Origin of the sequence: Myroides gitamensis (genome assembly GCF_029894455.1) — a bacterium.
Classification (GTDB): Bacteria; Bacteroidota; Bacteroidia; order Flavobacteriales; family Flavobacteriaceae; genus Flavobacterium; species Flavobacterium odoratum.
This window is the reverse complement of record NZ_JARYHN010000001.1, coordinates 697,428-712,519: the sequence shown is the minus strand read 5'-3', so window position 1 is coordinate 712,519 and position 15,092 is coordinate 697,428. Positions and strand designations below refer to the sequence as shown.

General features: G+C 35.0%; 13 protein-coding genes. 4 read left to right on the top strand and 9 right to left on the bottom strand.

All coding sequences use genetic code 11. The annotated features are described in order from the left end of the window. Window positions 1-128: 128 nt before the first annotated feature. Window positions 129-1,493, top strand: coding sequence for a 30S ribosomal protein S6--L-glutamate ligase (rimK, locus tag M2306_RS03200; RefSeq protein ID WP_002985675.1), 1,365 nt, complete (start codon window positions 129-131; stop codon window positions 1,491-1,493). A 52-nt stretch (window positions 1,494-1,545) separates the two neighbouring features. Further along, a complete protein-coding gene (locus M2306_RS03195) occupies window positions 1,546-2,694 on the top strand; it encodes an LETM1-related biofilm-associated protein (protein ID WP_259187949.1) in 1,149 nt (382 codons plus the stop codon). On the opposite strand, the gene M2306_RS03190 is transcribed toward M2306_RS03195, so the two are convergent. Beyond that, window positions 2,691-3,341 carry a carbonic anhydrase gene (locus M2306_RS03190; RefSeq protein WP_115090738.1) on the bottom strand — a complete coding sequence of 217 codons (651 nt, stop codon included), beginning with the start codon at window positions 3,339-3,341 and terminating at the stop codon, window positions 2,691-2,693. The two genes, M2306_RS03195 and M2306_RS03190, sit on opposite strands and share 4 nt — an antisense overlap. An 11-nt stretch (window positions 3,342-3,352) precedes the next feature. After that, a complete protein-coding gene (locus tag M2306_RS03185; protein ID WP_115090739.1) occupies window positions 3,353-3,991 on the bottom strand; it encodes a carbonic anhydrase family protein in 639 nt (212 codons plus the stop codon). Window positions 3,992-4,380: 389 nt separating this feature from the next. On the opposite strand from M2306_RS03185, the gene metK reads away from it, so the two are divergent. Next, window positions 4,381-5,673, top strand: a complete 1,293-nt coding sequence (gene metK / locus M2306_RS03180) for a methionine adenosyltransferase (protein WP_115090740.1) — start codon at window positions 4,381-4,383, stop codon at window positions 5,671-5,673. A 99-nt stretch (window positions 5,674-5,772) separates the two neighbouring features. Here the strand turns inward: metK and M2306_RS03175 are convergent, their stop codons facing one another. The 7 genes from M2306_RS03175 to M2306_RS03145 all read right to left on the bottom strand — a co-directional run bounded on the left by M2306_RS03175 (window position 5,773) and on the right by M2306_RS03145 (window position 13,167). Continuing rightward, window positions 5,773-7,302: a hypothetical protein gene (locus M2306_RS03175; RefSeq protein WP_259187948.1), complete on the bottom strand. Its 1,530-nt coding sequence runs from the start codon at window positions 7,300-7,302 to the stop codon at window positions 5,773-5,775. Between the two features lie 9 nt (window positions 7,303-7,311). Continuing rightward, entirely contained in the window at window positions 7,312-8,760 is a 1,449-nt protein-coding gene (locus M2306_RS03170; protein WP_259187947.1) for an L-type lectin family protein, read from the bottom strand. A 44-nt stretch (window positions 8,761-8,804) separates the two neighbouring features. Further along, window positions 8,805-9,437, bottom strand: coding sequence for a phage tail-like protein (locus M2306_RS03165; RefSeq protein ID WP_259187946.1), 633 nt, complete (start codon window positions 9,435-9,437; stop codon window positions 8,805-8,807). A gap of 36 nt (window positions 9,438-9,473) precedes the next feature. Next, on the bottom strand, window positions 9,474-10,166 hold the full coding sequence (locus M2306_RS03160) for a phage tail-like protein (protein WP_259187945.1): 693 nt from the start codon (window positions 10,164-10,166) through the stop codon (window positions 9,474-9,476). Between the two features lie 504 nt (window positions 10,167-10,670). Beyond that, window positions 10,671-11,768 (bottom strand): inorganic phosphate transporter, encoded by a 1,098-nt coding sequence (locus M2306_RS03155; protein ID WP_002985693.1) that lies wholly within the window; start codon window positions 11,766-11,768, stop codon window positions 10,671-10,673. Window positions 11,769-11,785: 17 nt separating this feature from the next. Beyond that, complete coding sequence (locus tag M2306_RS03150) at window positions 11,786-12,430, bottom strand: DUF47 domain-containing protein (protein WP_002985696.1); 645 nt, start codon at window positions 12,428-12,430, stop codon at window positions 11,786-11,788. Between the two features lie 281 nt (window positions 12,431-12,711). Beyond that, on the bottom strand, window positions 12,712-13,167 hold the full coding sequence (locus M2306_RS03145; protein WP_259187944.1) for a hypothetical protein: 456 nt from the start codon (window positions 13,165-13,167) through the stop codon (window positions 12,712-12,714). Window positions 13,168-13,414: 247 nt separating this feature from the next. Here M2306_RS03145 and M2306_RS03140 point away from each other — a divergent pair, with 247 nt between their 5' ends. Continuing rightward, on the top strand, window positions 13,415-15,043 hold the full coding sequence (locus M2306_RS03140) for an acyl-CoA carboxylase subunit beta (RefSeq protein WP_115090745.1): 1,629 nt from the start codon (window positions 13,415-13,417) through the stop codon (window positions 15,041-15,043). Window positions 15,044-15,092 lie beyond the last annotated feature (49 nt).

Below are 15,092 nucleotides of genomic sequence, written 5' to 3'. Positions count from 1 at the left end.
TATCTTAGTGGTTTTTAGACTAAAGATAATAGACATGTTATTTAATCGTTATTTTTTATTTTTTTATCTTTATTACATCATAGCAATTGCTTTAAAGTAGTACTTTCGCGGTTGCATAATTAAATAAAATGGTAGATAAACTCATTGTTGGTAGTGAAGAATGGTGTTCTTTCTCTACATTAAATATCCCAGCGATTAAAGCTCGCGTAGATTCTGGAGCAAAGACTTCTGCTTTACATGCGGTAAACATTAGTGCTTTTGAAAAAGACGGTGAAAAATGGGTCAAGTTTGATGTAAATCCTTTACAAAATAATGGCAAGACCATTATACATTGTGAAGCCAAAATGGTGGATAAGAGAATCGTCAAAAGCTCTAGTGGTTCTAGAGAATCTCGCTATGTTATCAAAACCACCCTTGTTTTGGGTGAAACTTCTTGGGATATTGAATTAACCCTAACCAATAGAGACTCTATGGGGTATCGCATGCTATTGGGACGAGAAGCGATGGGCGGTCGTATTTTAGTTGATCCTGAAAAACACTTTTTATTGGGTCAACCGACAGTAGAAAAACTAGATGAATACTACAATAAACCCAAAGAAGCTAAAAGCGGCTTGAGAATTGGCTTATTGGCTAGTAATCCAGACTTATACAGTAACCAACGTATTATTGAAGCAGGAGAATTAAGAGGGCATGAAATGCACTTCTTAAACCTGAAATACTGTTACATGAAATTGGATGCGAATCAACCCGAAATTCACTATAGAGGGGGACGCGTATTGAATGATTTTGACGCTGTTATTCCACGTATTAGACCGAGTATGACGTACTATGGTTGTGCGTTGACGCGTCATTTTGAATCGCTAAAAGTATACAGTTTAAATAGTGCTGCAGCTATTGCACAATCAAGAGATAAATTATTCTCTTTGCAATTGCTTTTAAATCACGGAATTGACATTCCTACAACGGGATTTGCTAACTCACCTTTGGATACAAACGACTTGATTAAAATGGTTGGTGGAAGTCCGCTAATTGTCAAATTATTAGAAGGTACACAAGGAAAAGGGGTGGTATTAGCAGAGACAAAGAAAGCAGCAGAAAGTGTAATCAATGCTTTCAAGAGCCTAAATGCCAACATTTTAGTTCAAGAATTCATCAAAGAAGCGAATGGAAAAGACATTCGTTGTTTTGTGGTGGATGGCAAAGTAGTTGCGGCGATTCAACGTGAAGCTGTTCCTGGAGAATTCAGAGCGAATATCCACTTAGGAGGAACTGCCTCAATTATCAAAGTAACACCAGAGGAAAAACGCATTGCTATTCGCGCAGCGAAAGCGATGAATTTAAAAGTAGCGGGGGTTGATATCATTCGTTCAGCTAAGGGTCCTTTGTTATTAGAAGTGAACTCTTCACCTGGATTAGAAGGTATTGAAGGCGCAACGAATAAAGACATTGCCTCTGAAATGATTAAAGCAATCGAAAAACAAGTTAAATGGTAAAGAAATAGCCTCGTGCTATTTCTTACCTTCATTATAAACGCACCTTGTATTTATGAACCCATCGACAACTGGCTGGATAAAAAAATACTTCGCTGAGCAAGATAAATACGCCATTTTCAAAGCTACTGATACCAAAACACTAGCACATGAAATAAGGGCGACTGGTTTTAGTTTTGGGCAAATCAACGCTAGTGGATTTCCCGAAATTTATACTACATTTAAGTATACCCAAGAGGAGTTTGCTAAAATCTGCTTCTTACAGCTATTAGAAAAGATTTACTTTTTTAAGTATCCGACGCATACAACCGATGAATTCATCAGTCGATTGCTTGATTTTTACCAGTTATTTGTACCGCATAAAACCAATTTCTTCACAAGTTTATTCGAAGATAAAAATACCTATGCTCGTTTAGAACACCTCTTTGCAATCAAGTGGAAAGAAAACTTCTTTTCGCAGTCTAAGAGTAATAATATTGTACTGAATTTACTTGTTCTGTCTATTTATCTCTTGACTTTTGAGACGTATTTAGCTGGGCAAATTCACCCGAATCTATACCATGTTTACTTGGAAGATTTAATTCAATCCATCTTAAATCGCACCCAACCACAGCAGCATACCGAAGTTCTTTTATCCGAGAACCCGAATGACTTTGCTATTGATGAGATTATGGAAGTGCAATCTTCTTATTTGGAATCAAGTTTACTCTTGGATATTGTGATGTGTAGCTCTTGGAATAATGAAGTAAAGACATTGGAATTACCTGATTTTTCTGTGGAGCCATTCAGTAGATTAGCTTTTACTACAGAACAAATCGAGGACAGTCGTTTGTGTTTTATGCTTTTCTTACAGCAAAATGATTACAACTACTTCTATTTAAAATCATCGAATTTATTCAACAATATGATTAATAATTCGACCAATTATGTAGAGTTTTTAGTTGGACGAAATAAGGGAAGAATTCTAAAGGAAATTCAGAAAAACAAGCAATTGATGCAGTTATTGATGGATTCAACCCATCGAAATTTAGATATACAAGAAAAGAAATTGATTAAGAAACAAACCTTAGAGGTGATTAAAACAATTCCTTCTCTTGCTATATTTTTATTACCAGGTGGTACAATATTACTTCCTATAATTTTAAAATTTATCCCTTCGCTCCTGCCCTCCTCATTCAATGAGAATTTAGATTCAGAGGATTAAATTTTTTTGAAACGAAGTTGGTATACTTCGTCAAGATCTTGGTTACTCGTCACGTTTACTTCTAAATCGGTCACATAGCCCGAATTTAGTCCGTAAACCCATCCGTGAATGCTCAAGTCTTGGTTTCTTGCCCAAGCCCCTTGTACGATTGATGTTTTTGCTAAATCGTACACTTGTTCTTGTACGTTTAATTCTACAAATCGGTTGAATCGCTCCGTGGTATCTTCAATACCATCTAATTCCACATTGTGCAAGCGGTAAACGGTTTTGATATGTCTGATCCAGTTGTCAATCAATCCATAAGATTCATTTTTCATTGCAGCTTCTACTCCACCACATCCATAATGTCCACATACAATGATGTTGGTTACTTTTAGGATGTTCACCGCATAATCTAGTACGCTCAACATATTCATATCCGAATGGATAACCATATTGGCTATATTACGGTGTACAAATACATCTCCTGGTTCCGCTCCAATAATTTCGTTTGCTGGTACCCGGCTATCCGAACAACCAATCCATAAAACGGGTGGTGTTTGTCTGTGGCAAAGGCGCTTAAAATATTCTGGATTTATGGCTAGTTTTTCTTCTACCCAAGCTTTGTTATTCTCTAATATTTTTTTGTAAAATTCGTTGTGTTTCAAAACTTCTTCTTTTATTCAACAAACATTTCTTTGACGAAATCTACTTCTCCCGTTTCCACTTTGTAAAAAGCACCTACAATACCGATTTCTCCTTTTTCATACATTTCACAAAGTACCGTACTTTTAGTCAAAATATGATTGATGGTGTATTCAACATTGTAAAACGCAACCATATCAACTCCTTCTTTCGATTTAATATCTAGATCAGGGTAGTATTTTTTTACGTGTTCAACGGCAGGATCTACTTTAGCTAATAAGTTGCTTAAATGGCCTAATTTAACGTCTTTACACGCTCCTGTAATTGCCCCACAGTGTGAATGCCCCAGAACCATAATCAATTTAGAACCTGCTAATTTACAAGCAAATTCCATCGAACCGATAATATCTTCATTCAAGACATTTCCAGCGATACGCGTGCTAAATACATCGCCCAATCCTTGGTCGAAAATAAGTTCAGCAGAAGTACGGCTATCGATACAGCTTAGAATAATAGCGAAAGGAAATTGGCTCTCTTTAGTTTCATTGACTTGCTCCAGTAAATTAGCATGTGCTTTTAAGTTTGCAACAAAGCGTTTGTTTCCTTCTTTTAAAAAAGACAGCGCCATTTGCGGAGTCATTGACTTTTGATCGTCTATATTATGTAGTCTCATTTTTACGCGATTTGTACGATAATAATTCGAAACAAATGTAACCAAAAATGACTTTTAAAATATAAATAAAGCAATAAACCTCTATATTTTTATCAATTTAAAAAAAACATAACAGTTTTTAAGGATTTTATGGCTCTATATGTTTCAGTTCCAATTCATATAAAGGTGTATTTGCTCGGGATTACTACAAATCACATAATCGTTAAGGGAAATATAAAAAAGATAAAAATTATATAGATTCAAAAATAGTTAATACATTTGCAAAGAATTTCACGGGAGGAAAAATTTGTACTGATTGCAACCTCGGTAAAAAATGCTAAAGCAGAATATATTGTATCTTCACTTTAGCCATTTCCTCTTTTTTTAAAACATTAAAAAAAACAAATCATATGGCTTATTACTTCACATCGGAATCTGTAAGTGAAGGACATCCTGATAAAATTGCAGATCAAATTTCAGATGCTTTAATCGACAATTTCTTGGCTTTTGATTTAGAATCAAAAGTAGCATGTGAGACTTTAGTTACTACTGGGCAGGTCATTCTTGCTGGAGAAGTAAAATCAAAAACCTATTTAGATGTACAACAAATTGCTCGTGATGTAATCAACAAGATTGGTTATACGAAGAGTGAGTATATGTTTGATGGCAATTCATGCGGTATTTTATCAGCGATTCACGAACAATCGGCAGAGATTAGCCAAGGTGTTGAGCGTACAAACAAAGAAGATCAAGGGGCAGGAGACCAAGGAATGATGTTTGGTTATGCATCTACGGAGACTGAAGACTATATGCCTTTAGCTTTGGATTTATCTCATAAATTATTGCAAGAACTTGCTGTAATCCGCAGAGAAAATAAAGAAGTGACATACCTTCGTCCAGATGCAAAAAGTCAGGTTACTTTAGAGTACAATGACGACAATAAACCCGTTCGCATTGTAACGATTGTATTATCTACACAACACGATGACTTTATTACGGCTGAAAATGCAACTCCTGAGGCGAAAGCAAAAGCTGAAACAGCGATGCAAGCTCAAATTAAAAAAGACATCATTGCGGTATTAATTCCACGTGTATTAGCTAAATATCCTCAATATCAATACTTGTTTGAATCAACAGAAGAAATTGAGTTCTTAATCAACCCTACAGGTGTTTTCATTATTGGAGGACCTCATGGAGATACTGGATTAACGGGTAGAAAGATTATCGTTGATACCTATGGAGGAAAAGGAGCACATGGTGGAGGTGCTTTCTCAGGAAAAGACCCGAGTAAAGTAGACCGCAGTGCAGCTTATGCTACGCGTCACATCGCGAAAAACCTTGTTGCAGCTGGTGTTGCAGAAGAAGTTTTAGTACAAGTTTCTTATGCGATTGGTATTGCAAAACCAACAGGAGTTTATGTGAATACGTATGGTACATCTAAAGTAAATCTAACAGATGGTGAGATTGCGAAAAAAGTAAGTGAACTATTTGATTTACGTCCTTACTTTATTGAAACAACGTTAAAATTGCGTAATCCTATCTACAGTGAAACAGCGGCTTATGGACATATGGGACGCAAACCACAAGTAGTAACTAAAACATTTACTAGACCTGGTGGAGAAACCAAACAAGTAGAAGTTGAATTGTTTACTTGGGAGAAATTAGACCGAGTAGAAGATATCAAACAAGCTTTTCAATTGTAAAAAGCTATTCTTATCCTATAAAAAACGCTTAGCCTTAAAAGACTAAGCGTTTTTCGTTTGAATCAAATTAACCAACTTACATTTATTATTTTACTTTTATTATTTTACTTTTTTCACCCCTTTATTGACCAATAAAGGCGGATTGCGGTAGAGCGGAATTTCATCTGTGAAATTCAACGTTACGGAGGCAGTAGTTGATCGGTATTCTTCCGCACCAATATTTACACCTGTAGTCGGTTTTTTATTTTTAATGTCATAATAAAACGTATGACTTGTCCCATTATATCCTTGGACAGGAGTAAAAGTAACTTCTCCAGTATCTTTGTCATAAGTAAAATCTCCTACATTGCGCACAGCCAAATGGAAAGGATCGCTATTCACTTCATAAGTCTTCGTAGTAGCATTAAATACTTTAAATCGAAAAGAAGCAAAGTCTAAAAACATCGTTGAAGGACTTGGTGGATTAAGGACTGAATAACTATTGGTATCATATCCTACCGCACTATATAATGGGTTACACACGAATTCTCTACTTCTAATCACATCAGGAATAGTAATATCTTGTACAATAGGAGAGAAAGGTAAACTCACAGTAATATTTCGCACATGCGAACGCATAGAAGCGCCTCCTGTACAAGCCGTAAAACCCATTTTCATTGCAGTGGGAATATTAATAGCTAAATCCCTTGTTTCTGCCTCTCCTACAGCGTTTCGAATTACTTGTTCTTGGTATTTGATATTGCCTGATATCGGTATAAAATAATCTATAATGACAGAAGAATTATTTACTCCACTAACATTATCAACAAAAACAAAAAAACCTTGTTGTTGACTAAAGTCATCAATCCCAGGAACGAAGGCTATGCGAATTTTTCTATACCCTACTTCTCCTGGTTTAGCATTCAATGTGTTACTACGTAAGTTAAATCGCTTTCCTTTAAATCCCTTTTGCTTACTAATTGCTTCTCCAGTATTCGTATCTAAATACAAATTAGTATTTTTTTGGGTCCCTATAGCAAAGAGAACTGGATACCCTTCCGATGCATGCTCAGGACTATAAGGGCCTCGAAGAACAATAAAATTCCCATCTTCGTTAGTTGTTATTCCATTTCTAATTTCATCTGAAGCTTGTTTTATTCTCTTATAATTGCCAAATGCATCCAAGCCAAGTCCAAAAATTCCTTTAGTGAAGCCTGGTTCATTTCTGTTGGCTCCCGTTTTAGTATAAGCATACCCTAATGCCCCTCCTCTATCTCCTGTTTTAGGTGTTGATTCGCGAGCATCAAAGAGAATCATGGTCAAACCATCCCCATATTTTCCATTCTCTGTATTTCCTATATCAAAAGCATATTCAAATTCTAAAATGAATCCTTTTTGTGTTGTAAAACTTAAATTCTTTAAATACACCCCTGAAAACTCATTTCGATCTTGTGTCAATTTAACACCATATTGATAAAAGCGAACTAAACCAGGTTTACTTTCAGATATTAATTGAAAATCTGTCGCATTTTGCCCAGAGGTAAAATAAGGAAACTGAGCATAAAAAATAACACTATGAAGTAAACTAAACCCAAGTAATGTAAACCCAAGTAATGTAAATTTTATTTGTAATTTTTTATTCTTTTTCATCTTATATTTTTATAATGCACTTCCATTAACCATAATAATATCATTACAATTATGGGTAAAATTCAACTCAATCTTAGCACTTTCTGATCGATATTGTTCCCCTCCTAAATCAATATCTCCTACTACTTTTCTTTTATTTTTTATACTAAAGTACACTACATCTTGTCCTGCCGTGAGTCCTTTTTTAGGGATAAAAACAACTTCCATCGTTTGAGGATTATATTCATATCGACCTGCAGCTGTAACTGCAACATAAGGTTCTAATGTATTTTCTCGCTCATTATCCACTAACGTTAAAAAATTAAAACTATAGGGATCTAAATGTTCTTTACTACCTACTGCAGCAATATTTTGTCCTTCTACATATTTATCCGTATCGAAACCAACACTATTTGCTAATACATCCAAGGTAGTAGTATGGTCTTTACAAGCATTAGATACCTGCACATCTTGTACTACAGGAGAAAAAGGGAGGCTCATACTAATATTTCGAATAATATTTTTTTGAAACACTGTTCCTGTAGTAGCTGTAAAACCTATCTTCAAAAATGTTGGTGCAATGATTTGTTTTACTTTTAAAGTATTAGCTGTTATAGAAGTTGCTTCTTGATACTTAAAATTCGAATTAATCGGAATAAACAAAGCATTAATTACTCGGCTCGTTTCACTACCGTGAATAATATCTACATTCAAATAAAACCCTGAATCTCCTGACTTCTTACCTGGCAAAAAATTTACAATTACTCTTCTGTACGAAGCATGTCCGAAACTAGCATTAATATCAGACTCATTATTGACCTTATTCTCTCGCAATTTAAAACTAAACCCCTTAGAATCAGGCGCATCAAAAACACTTCTATAAACACCCGTATCTAAATCAAGTTTATAGCGGTCTCCAATAGCAGTAACACTCTGGGAAAGCAGTACAGGATATCCTTCTAATTGATTCCCTTGTCCTCTCACTGTAATATGATTAGATTGTTTTCTTGTCATCTTGATTCCGTTTCTAAATTCAGTATCAAGTGCTGTACGCTCTTTAAAATCCCCATACAAATCCAATCCAATACTCAAAAAGCCTTTACTTACCCCCTGAACAGCTTTAGTTGCATCTGTAGCTTTGCTATAACTGTATCCTAGGCCAGAAGTTTTAGAGCCTATTGTGGGATTATTTAAGCTACCATCAAAAAGCACAAGAGCAAGACCATGAGCTCCTTGTCCACTAGCATCACCTCCTCTTCCTGTCATGAGATAATCAAACCCCAAAATAAACCCACGTTCTGAAGCAAGGAGTACTTCATTCAAGAATACCCCATTCGTTTCGTTTGCTTTTGTTGTTAATTCCATACCGTGGTCTTTAAATTCAACTTTACCAGACCCAATAAATGAACTAAATTCGTCCCCAGAAATAGCTGTGTTATTATAAGGTAATTGTGCATAAACAACAGCCCATGAAGACATAAAAATTGTGTAACAACACAATATCAAATAAAAACGTGTCTTCATTATATTTTCACTATAATTATATTTAAGTAACTCGATGCTGTCACCTTATTGACATTCGATTTATAGACAAGGTATTGTTTTCCATTTTCAGTTCTAACAGTAGGAGCCGTACTAAAGGCAGTAGTATCAAAACTTGTCACTACAAATTTCACTTCATTTTCTTCCCAAATAACCAAAGCTCCAACAGTTCCTAACTGTTTCTTATATTCCTCATAGAGATAGATTTTCTGTTCTGTTGTTTTATACATTTGAATAGGAAATGCAGGCATATAAATCCAAGGATCTTGTTCAGCCCCCCCCCCACCTGTCCATATTGAGCCATTCCATGTTTTTATTCCCGCCGGAATTTCATCATCTCCGATGTGATAAACTTGTAAACCGATGTGTTCTTTTTTATTTACCTCAGTTTCAGTCTGTACCACGGGCTTTAAACTAGATAAATCACTCAATTTTACACGCGGTAATAAGAGTCCTTTCGTAGCTGTGGTATTCTCTGCATCTGCTTGATATTCTTTGATGTCCAACAAAGCTCCTTCTACAGGATAAGTTGCACCACCTACAACCACTTGTCCATAAAACGAATGCCCATATCCCAATACAAGCAATAAGGTAATTAGTATTTTACTTTTCATTTTCTTCCCTTTATAATTATATATGCGATTTAGTTTCTAACTAGCTGGTAGTGTAGTTTTGTATTTCAAGATCATTGTATAGGTTCCTGTAGGTAATGTAGTATACATATTCTTTGTTCCGAAATGGAAAGACAAACCGCCATTTGTTGTAATGTCAGCAATATGTTGTAAAACTAAAGCACCTGTACTATCGTATATTTTTGCGTCCATTACTTGATCAAAATTAGTTATCATCAGTGGTTGTTTGATTGTCGTATTATAAGACAAGGTTGTTGCATTAGGTGCACTTACTTCTATTTCAAATTTCCCAATATACACTTGTCGATTATCTAGAACTTCATTGGCAAAAACTGGAGGATTACCAATGATCAGGACTGGGCCTTTAATCTGTTCTATTTTTTGATAGACCTTATCAATTTCAATCGTTACTTCAGATTCTAAGGCTAATAACTCCCATCCATTTCCATTCCAGAAGTAGAATCCTTTTTTAGAAATTTCGCCTGCTCCATCATTAAATACAACAACGCCAATAGGATTTACTCCTCCCGCTAAAACAGTTTGCTTATTCAAAGCTAACCTGGGAAATAATACTCCTTTATCTGTTGCACTTATATCTAAAATTGCAGCTTGATGGGGCTCTGCCGTTCCAATACCAATGTTATCTTGTGCGTGAATTGCTGTAGCAGTTAAAGCCATTAGCCCAACAACTAACCTTTTTTTCTTCCTCATTTTTTACATATTTAATGGTACAAAACAACTAAAGATGTCAAAAACAGCAGATTTAAACTGTAAAAAGGTTCATGTAAATTTGTATTTACTCTTTTCCTAGATGATAAAAGTGTTTTTATTTTAAAAAAAACTTTTTGATACTAGTCTATAAAAAAGAATACACCTGTAGGAATTACAGGTGTAAAGCATAAAATACGGTTGCATTTTTATAAAAAAGAATTCAATTATTTAAATTTTCATCGCCTTATTTATTGGTGGTTTTTATTTGTTTTTCCTCTATTTTTTTAAATCCTTAAGCCAGTTGTAGAACAGAAAAGACAAGAATACGTTATCTTTTTATCTCCTTTTCAGGAGTGGTTCTTTACTCTTTATGGTCAAGAATAAAAGCACATAACCTTACTTCTTCTCGTTTCAATTCTCTTATTTACCTAGGTATATCAAACAAAAAAAGGAATGATTTTTCAATCATTCCTTTTTTATCTATACTCAAAAACTTGTGTCTAATTAAATCACTGCTGATACAATATAATATACGATCATAGCGATAATAGCTGATACAGGGATAGTCAATACCCAAGCCCATAATAAGTTAATTGTAACTCCCCAACGTACCGCTGATACGCGTTTTGTTACACCAACTCCGATAATAGAACCTGTAATCGTATGTGTTGTTGAAACTGGAATACCTAAGTGCTCTGTTACGTATAACGCTACAGCTCCAGCTGTTTCAGCAGCTACACCTTCTAATGGTGTTACTTTGGTAATCTTACTTCCCATTGTTTTAACAATCTTCCATCCACCAGATAACGTTCCTAAACCAATGAATAAGAAAGAAGCAAGCGGAACCCACCACCAGTGCTCTACGAACACTTTAAATGTATCAACTCCTTCTACTAAGTAATCTGGATCCATATCAACATTTACGTGGTAGAAAATTACTGCAGCTCCAATAATACCCATTACTTTCTGAGCATCGTTTCCTCCATGTCCTAAAGAGAATAAAGCGGAAGAAACTAATTGTAAGCGTTTAAACCATTTTTCACATTTGTAGTGGTTTTGATTTCTACAAATCCACATAATAGCGATGGTAATAAAATAAGCGAGTATTAAACCCAATAAAGGTGCTCCAAAAATGAATAAGAAAATTGGAATTACTTTCGAGTACACCACTACATCTACTCCTTCAATAGAGAAACCACCTGCGTGAGCAACAGCAGCTCCAATAAAACCACCAATTAAGGTATGAGAAGAAGAAGAAGGAATACCTAACTTCCATGTGGCTAAATTCCAAATAATTGCAGCAATTAAACCTGCAAAAATAACTTCTAAGCTAATAAAATTCTCATTTACGGATTTGGCGATGGTATTACCAATCTTAAATTCACCAATAATGTATAAGGAGATAAAATAGGCTGCGAAGTTAAAAGCCGCTGCCCAAAGCACTGCTTGGAAAGGCGTCAAAACTCGTGTTGTTACAATAGTAGCAATTGAGTTTGCGGCATCATGAAAACCATTGATATAATCAAATCCTAGGGCTAAAATGATAATAACAATCAGCATTATCCCACTTTGATTACTCAATATTTCTGTAAAAAATTCCATATACTTGCGCTAGATCATTAAGAGTATTTAACGATAACAGTTTCTAAAACGTTAGCCACGTCTCTACAACTATCTGTAGCCGTTTCTAAAGCCACCATTACCTCTTTGTATTTTATAATTTCGATCGCGTTATTTTCATTTTCAAAAATATCGGCCACGGCCTTATCAAAAACTTTATCCGCTTTTCTTTCTAAGCGTGAAATGTTTTTACATACTGTAGCTAACTCTTCTAGCTTTTTTAAATCTTTCAAATGTAATAGTCCTTTGTATACTTCACTACAAGCTTCTAAATTCGCTTCCGTTAATTTGCGCAAAGGCTTAGTAACTTTATCAATTTGATACAATCTCATACGAGAAGCAGCATCAGATAAGTGATCCGCTACATCATCAACCGCAGTAATTAAACTGTGGATATCTTCTCTATCAAAAGGAGTGATAAAGTTTTTCCCCAATTCAATTCTTGTTTTCTGTGCGATCGCTTCGATTTCCACCTTAATTACTTCAACATCTTTAAGTAATTTCTCTCTCTCCTTAGCTGGTGTATTCACAGCTTCATTCAGCGTTTCTGATAATTTTTTAAGCTTTACAGCTGCTTGTTCAAATAAAGGATAAAACGTTTTGTCCTTTGGAACTAAAAATTGAAAAATGTTATTCAATGACATTATATAATAATATATGTTATAAACAGAGGCAAAATTACGCAATAAAATCAACCTAATGTTTCCTTAACGTTAATTTTTACGTCAAAACACGGTTTCCCTTTATTTTATTGATACAATTTACGACTATTTATTGATTTTTAACCACTTACAAAATTAACATGAGTATTAAAATTCAACAATCACTTAACATTAAGGTAACATTGGAGTAATATAGTATAGTATATTCTTTGTATCTTATCTATTTAACTAACTGAAATTCAATATTTTCAATTTTACACACCCTATTCTTGATTTTTGACCATCCAACGCGCGATACGGTGTGTATTAAACACTAAAAGATACCCCAAAACTAAATTGAATACACTAATAAACCAATAATTGCCAGTTTGTACATATTCATACGGATTTTCTGTTGCTGTTGCTTTGAACCAAAACCACGTATTACTCAAAAAAGAAGGGAGATGGTGAATAAATAAACTTAATCCTACAAAAAAGATGCCCAACTGTGCAAGCATAGACAACGTGATATGCTGTAAAGGAAGAATCGGATTCGAAAAGCTTTGTTCAATTTTTAGCCAGTCAACCAATTTTCCAGCATACCGAAAGAGTAAAATTAATAGTACAAGAGAAATCAGCAAGGTTACTGCATTAGTTTTATTTGTTTCTAAAATACTGTGAGTTGTAGCAATTTCTATGGCTACAAAAGGAATGGTAGAAAAAACTATATCGATTAGCAAGACTAATATGACAAGTTTAATCACCAAAATAAATCTCGCACCTGCATAGGTTATTTTTTAGTTGACCCTATAAATTTAACAAAAATACAGCTATTTATTTGACGCTCTCTTTGTGGATGAATTACTTTCTTTTGTATTGCCTTTTATATTTAAGCATTCTTGAATATTCACCCTATTGCTATTCCTATAAATTTTTATTTTGTACTTTAGCGAAAACTAATAACATTATACAACAACCTAGATAACTATGGATATTAACTTCAATAAAAACGAAGATCACAACAAGTTATTGCTTTCAGATTTAAAACGAAAACTAGCAAAAGTTAAACTTGGTGGAGGTGAAAAACGAATTGAAAAATTACACCAACAAGGAAAAATGACAGCCAGAGAGCGCATTGATTATCTATTAGATCCTAAAACTAATAGTATCGAAATTGGTGCTTTTGCAGGAGATGAGATGTATGAAGAACACGGAGGATGTCCTTCTGCTGGTGTTGTAGTCAAAATAGGTTATATCAAAGGGAAACAATGTATCGTTGTAGCAAATGATGCTACAGTAAAAGCGGGTGCTTGGTTTCCGATTACAGGAAAGAAAAATTTACGCGCACAAGAAATCGCGATTGAGAATAAACTTCCTATTATTTACTTGGTAGATAGTGCTGGAGTATATTTACCCCTTCAAGATGAGATTTTCCCTGACAAAGAGCACTTCGGAAGAATTTTCAGAAACAATGCAATCATGAGTAGCATGGGCATTACGCAAATTGCTGCCGTAATGGGAAGTTGTGTTGCAGGTGGTGCTTACTTGCCAATCATGAGTGATGAAGCGCTAATCGTAGATAAAACGGGGAGTATTTTCTTAGCAGGAAGCTACTTAGTAAAAGCAGCCATTGGCGAGAGTATTGACAACGAAACTCTTGGTGGTGCAACGACGCATTGTGAGATTTCAGGTGTTACAGATTACAAAGCAAAAGACGATAAAGATGCTTTAGATACCATCAAAAATATTGTAGATAAGATTGGTGATTTTGACAAAGCAGGTTATAATCGAATTGCAGCTAAAAAACCAGCTGCAGATCCAAATGAAATTTACGGTATTCTACCTAAATCTCGCGCAGAGCAATACGATATGATGGAAATCATCAAACGCTTAGTTGATGAGTCTGAATTTGAAGAATACAAAGCGGGATATGGTCAATCCTTGATTACGGGGTATGCTCGTATTGATGGATGGGCTGTGGGAATTGTTGCTAATCAACGTAAAGTAGTAAAAACGAAAAAGGGTGAAATGCAGTTTGGAGGAGTAATCTATTCTGACTCTGCAGATAAAGCAACTCGTTTTATTGCAAACTGTAACCAAAAGAAAATTCCATTGGTATTCTTACAAGACGTAACAGGATTCATGGTAGGTTCTAAATCAGAGCACGGAGGAATTATCAAGGATGGAGCGAAGATGGTGAATGCAGTATCTAACTCTGTTGTTCCTAAATTTACGGTAGTTGTAGGAAACTCATACGGAGCAGGTAATTATGCAATGTGTGGAAAAGCTTATGACCCACGTTTAATCTTTGCCTGGCCAAGTGCTGAACTTGCTGTAATGGGAGGAGCACAAGCGGCAAAAGTATTGTTGCAAATTGAAGCTTCTTCTTTAAAAGCAAAAGGACAAGAATTATCAGCTGAAGAAGAACAAAAATTATTCGATAAGATTAAAGCGAAATACGACAAACAAGTTTCTCCTTATTACGCTGCTGCTCGCATTTGGACTGATGCTATCATCGATCCATTAGATACGAGAAAGTGGATTTCTATGGGAATTGAAGCGGCGAACCACGCTCCTATCGAAAAACAGTTTAACTTAGGTGTGATCCAAGTATAAGTATAAAAAAAAATCGGCAATTTAAAATTGCCGATTTTTTTTATTGCTT

Coding starts and splice junctions, on each gene's coding strand:
- M2306_RS03175 (WP_259187948.1), bottom strand. CDS start 7,302: ATGAAAAAGAATAAAAAATTACAAATAAAATTTACATTACTTGGGTTT.
- M2306_RS03140 (WP_115090745.1), top strand. CDS start 13,415: ATGGATATTAACTTCAATAAAAACGAAGATCACAACAAGTTATTGCTT.
- M2306_RS03185 (WP_115090739.1), bottom strand. CDS start 3,991: ATGAGACTACATAATATAGACGATCAAAAGTCAATGACTCCGCAAATG.
- rimK (WP_002985675.1), top strand. CDS start 129: ATGGTAGATAAACTCATTGTTGGTAGTGAAGAATGGTGTTCTTTCTCT.
- M2306_RS03160 (WP_259187945.1), bottom strand. CDS start 10,166: ATGAGGAAGAAAAAAAGGTTAGTTGTTGGGCTAATGGCTTTAACTGCT.
- M2306_RS03150 (WP_002985696.1), bottom strand. CDS start 12,430: ATGTCATTGAATAACATTTTTCAATTTTTAGTTCCAAAGGACAAAACG.
- M2306_RS03170 (WP_259187947.1), bottom strand. CDS start 8,760: ATGTCTTCATGGGCTGTTGTTTATGCACAATTACCTTATAATAACACA.
- metK (WP_115090740.1), top strand. CDS start 4,381: ATGGCTTATTACTTCACATCGGAATCTGTAAGTGAAGGACATCCTGAT.
- M2306_RS03195 (WP_259187949.1), top strand. CDS start 1,546: ATGAACCCATCGACAACTGGCTGGATAAAAAAATACTTCGCTGAGCAA.
- M2306_RS03165 (WP_259187946.1), bottom strand. CDS start 9,437: ATGAAAAGTAAAATACTAATTACCTTATTGCTTGTATTGGGATATGGG.
- M2306_RS03155 (WP_002985693.1), bottom strand. CDS start 11,768: ATGGAATTTTTTACAGAAATATTGAGTAATCAAAGTGGGATAATGCTG.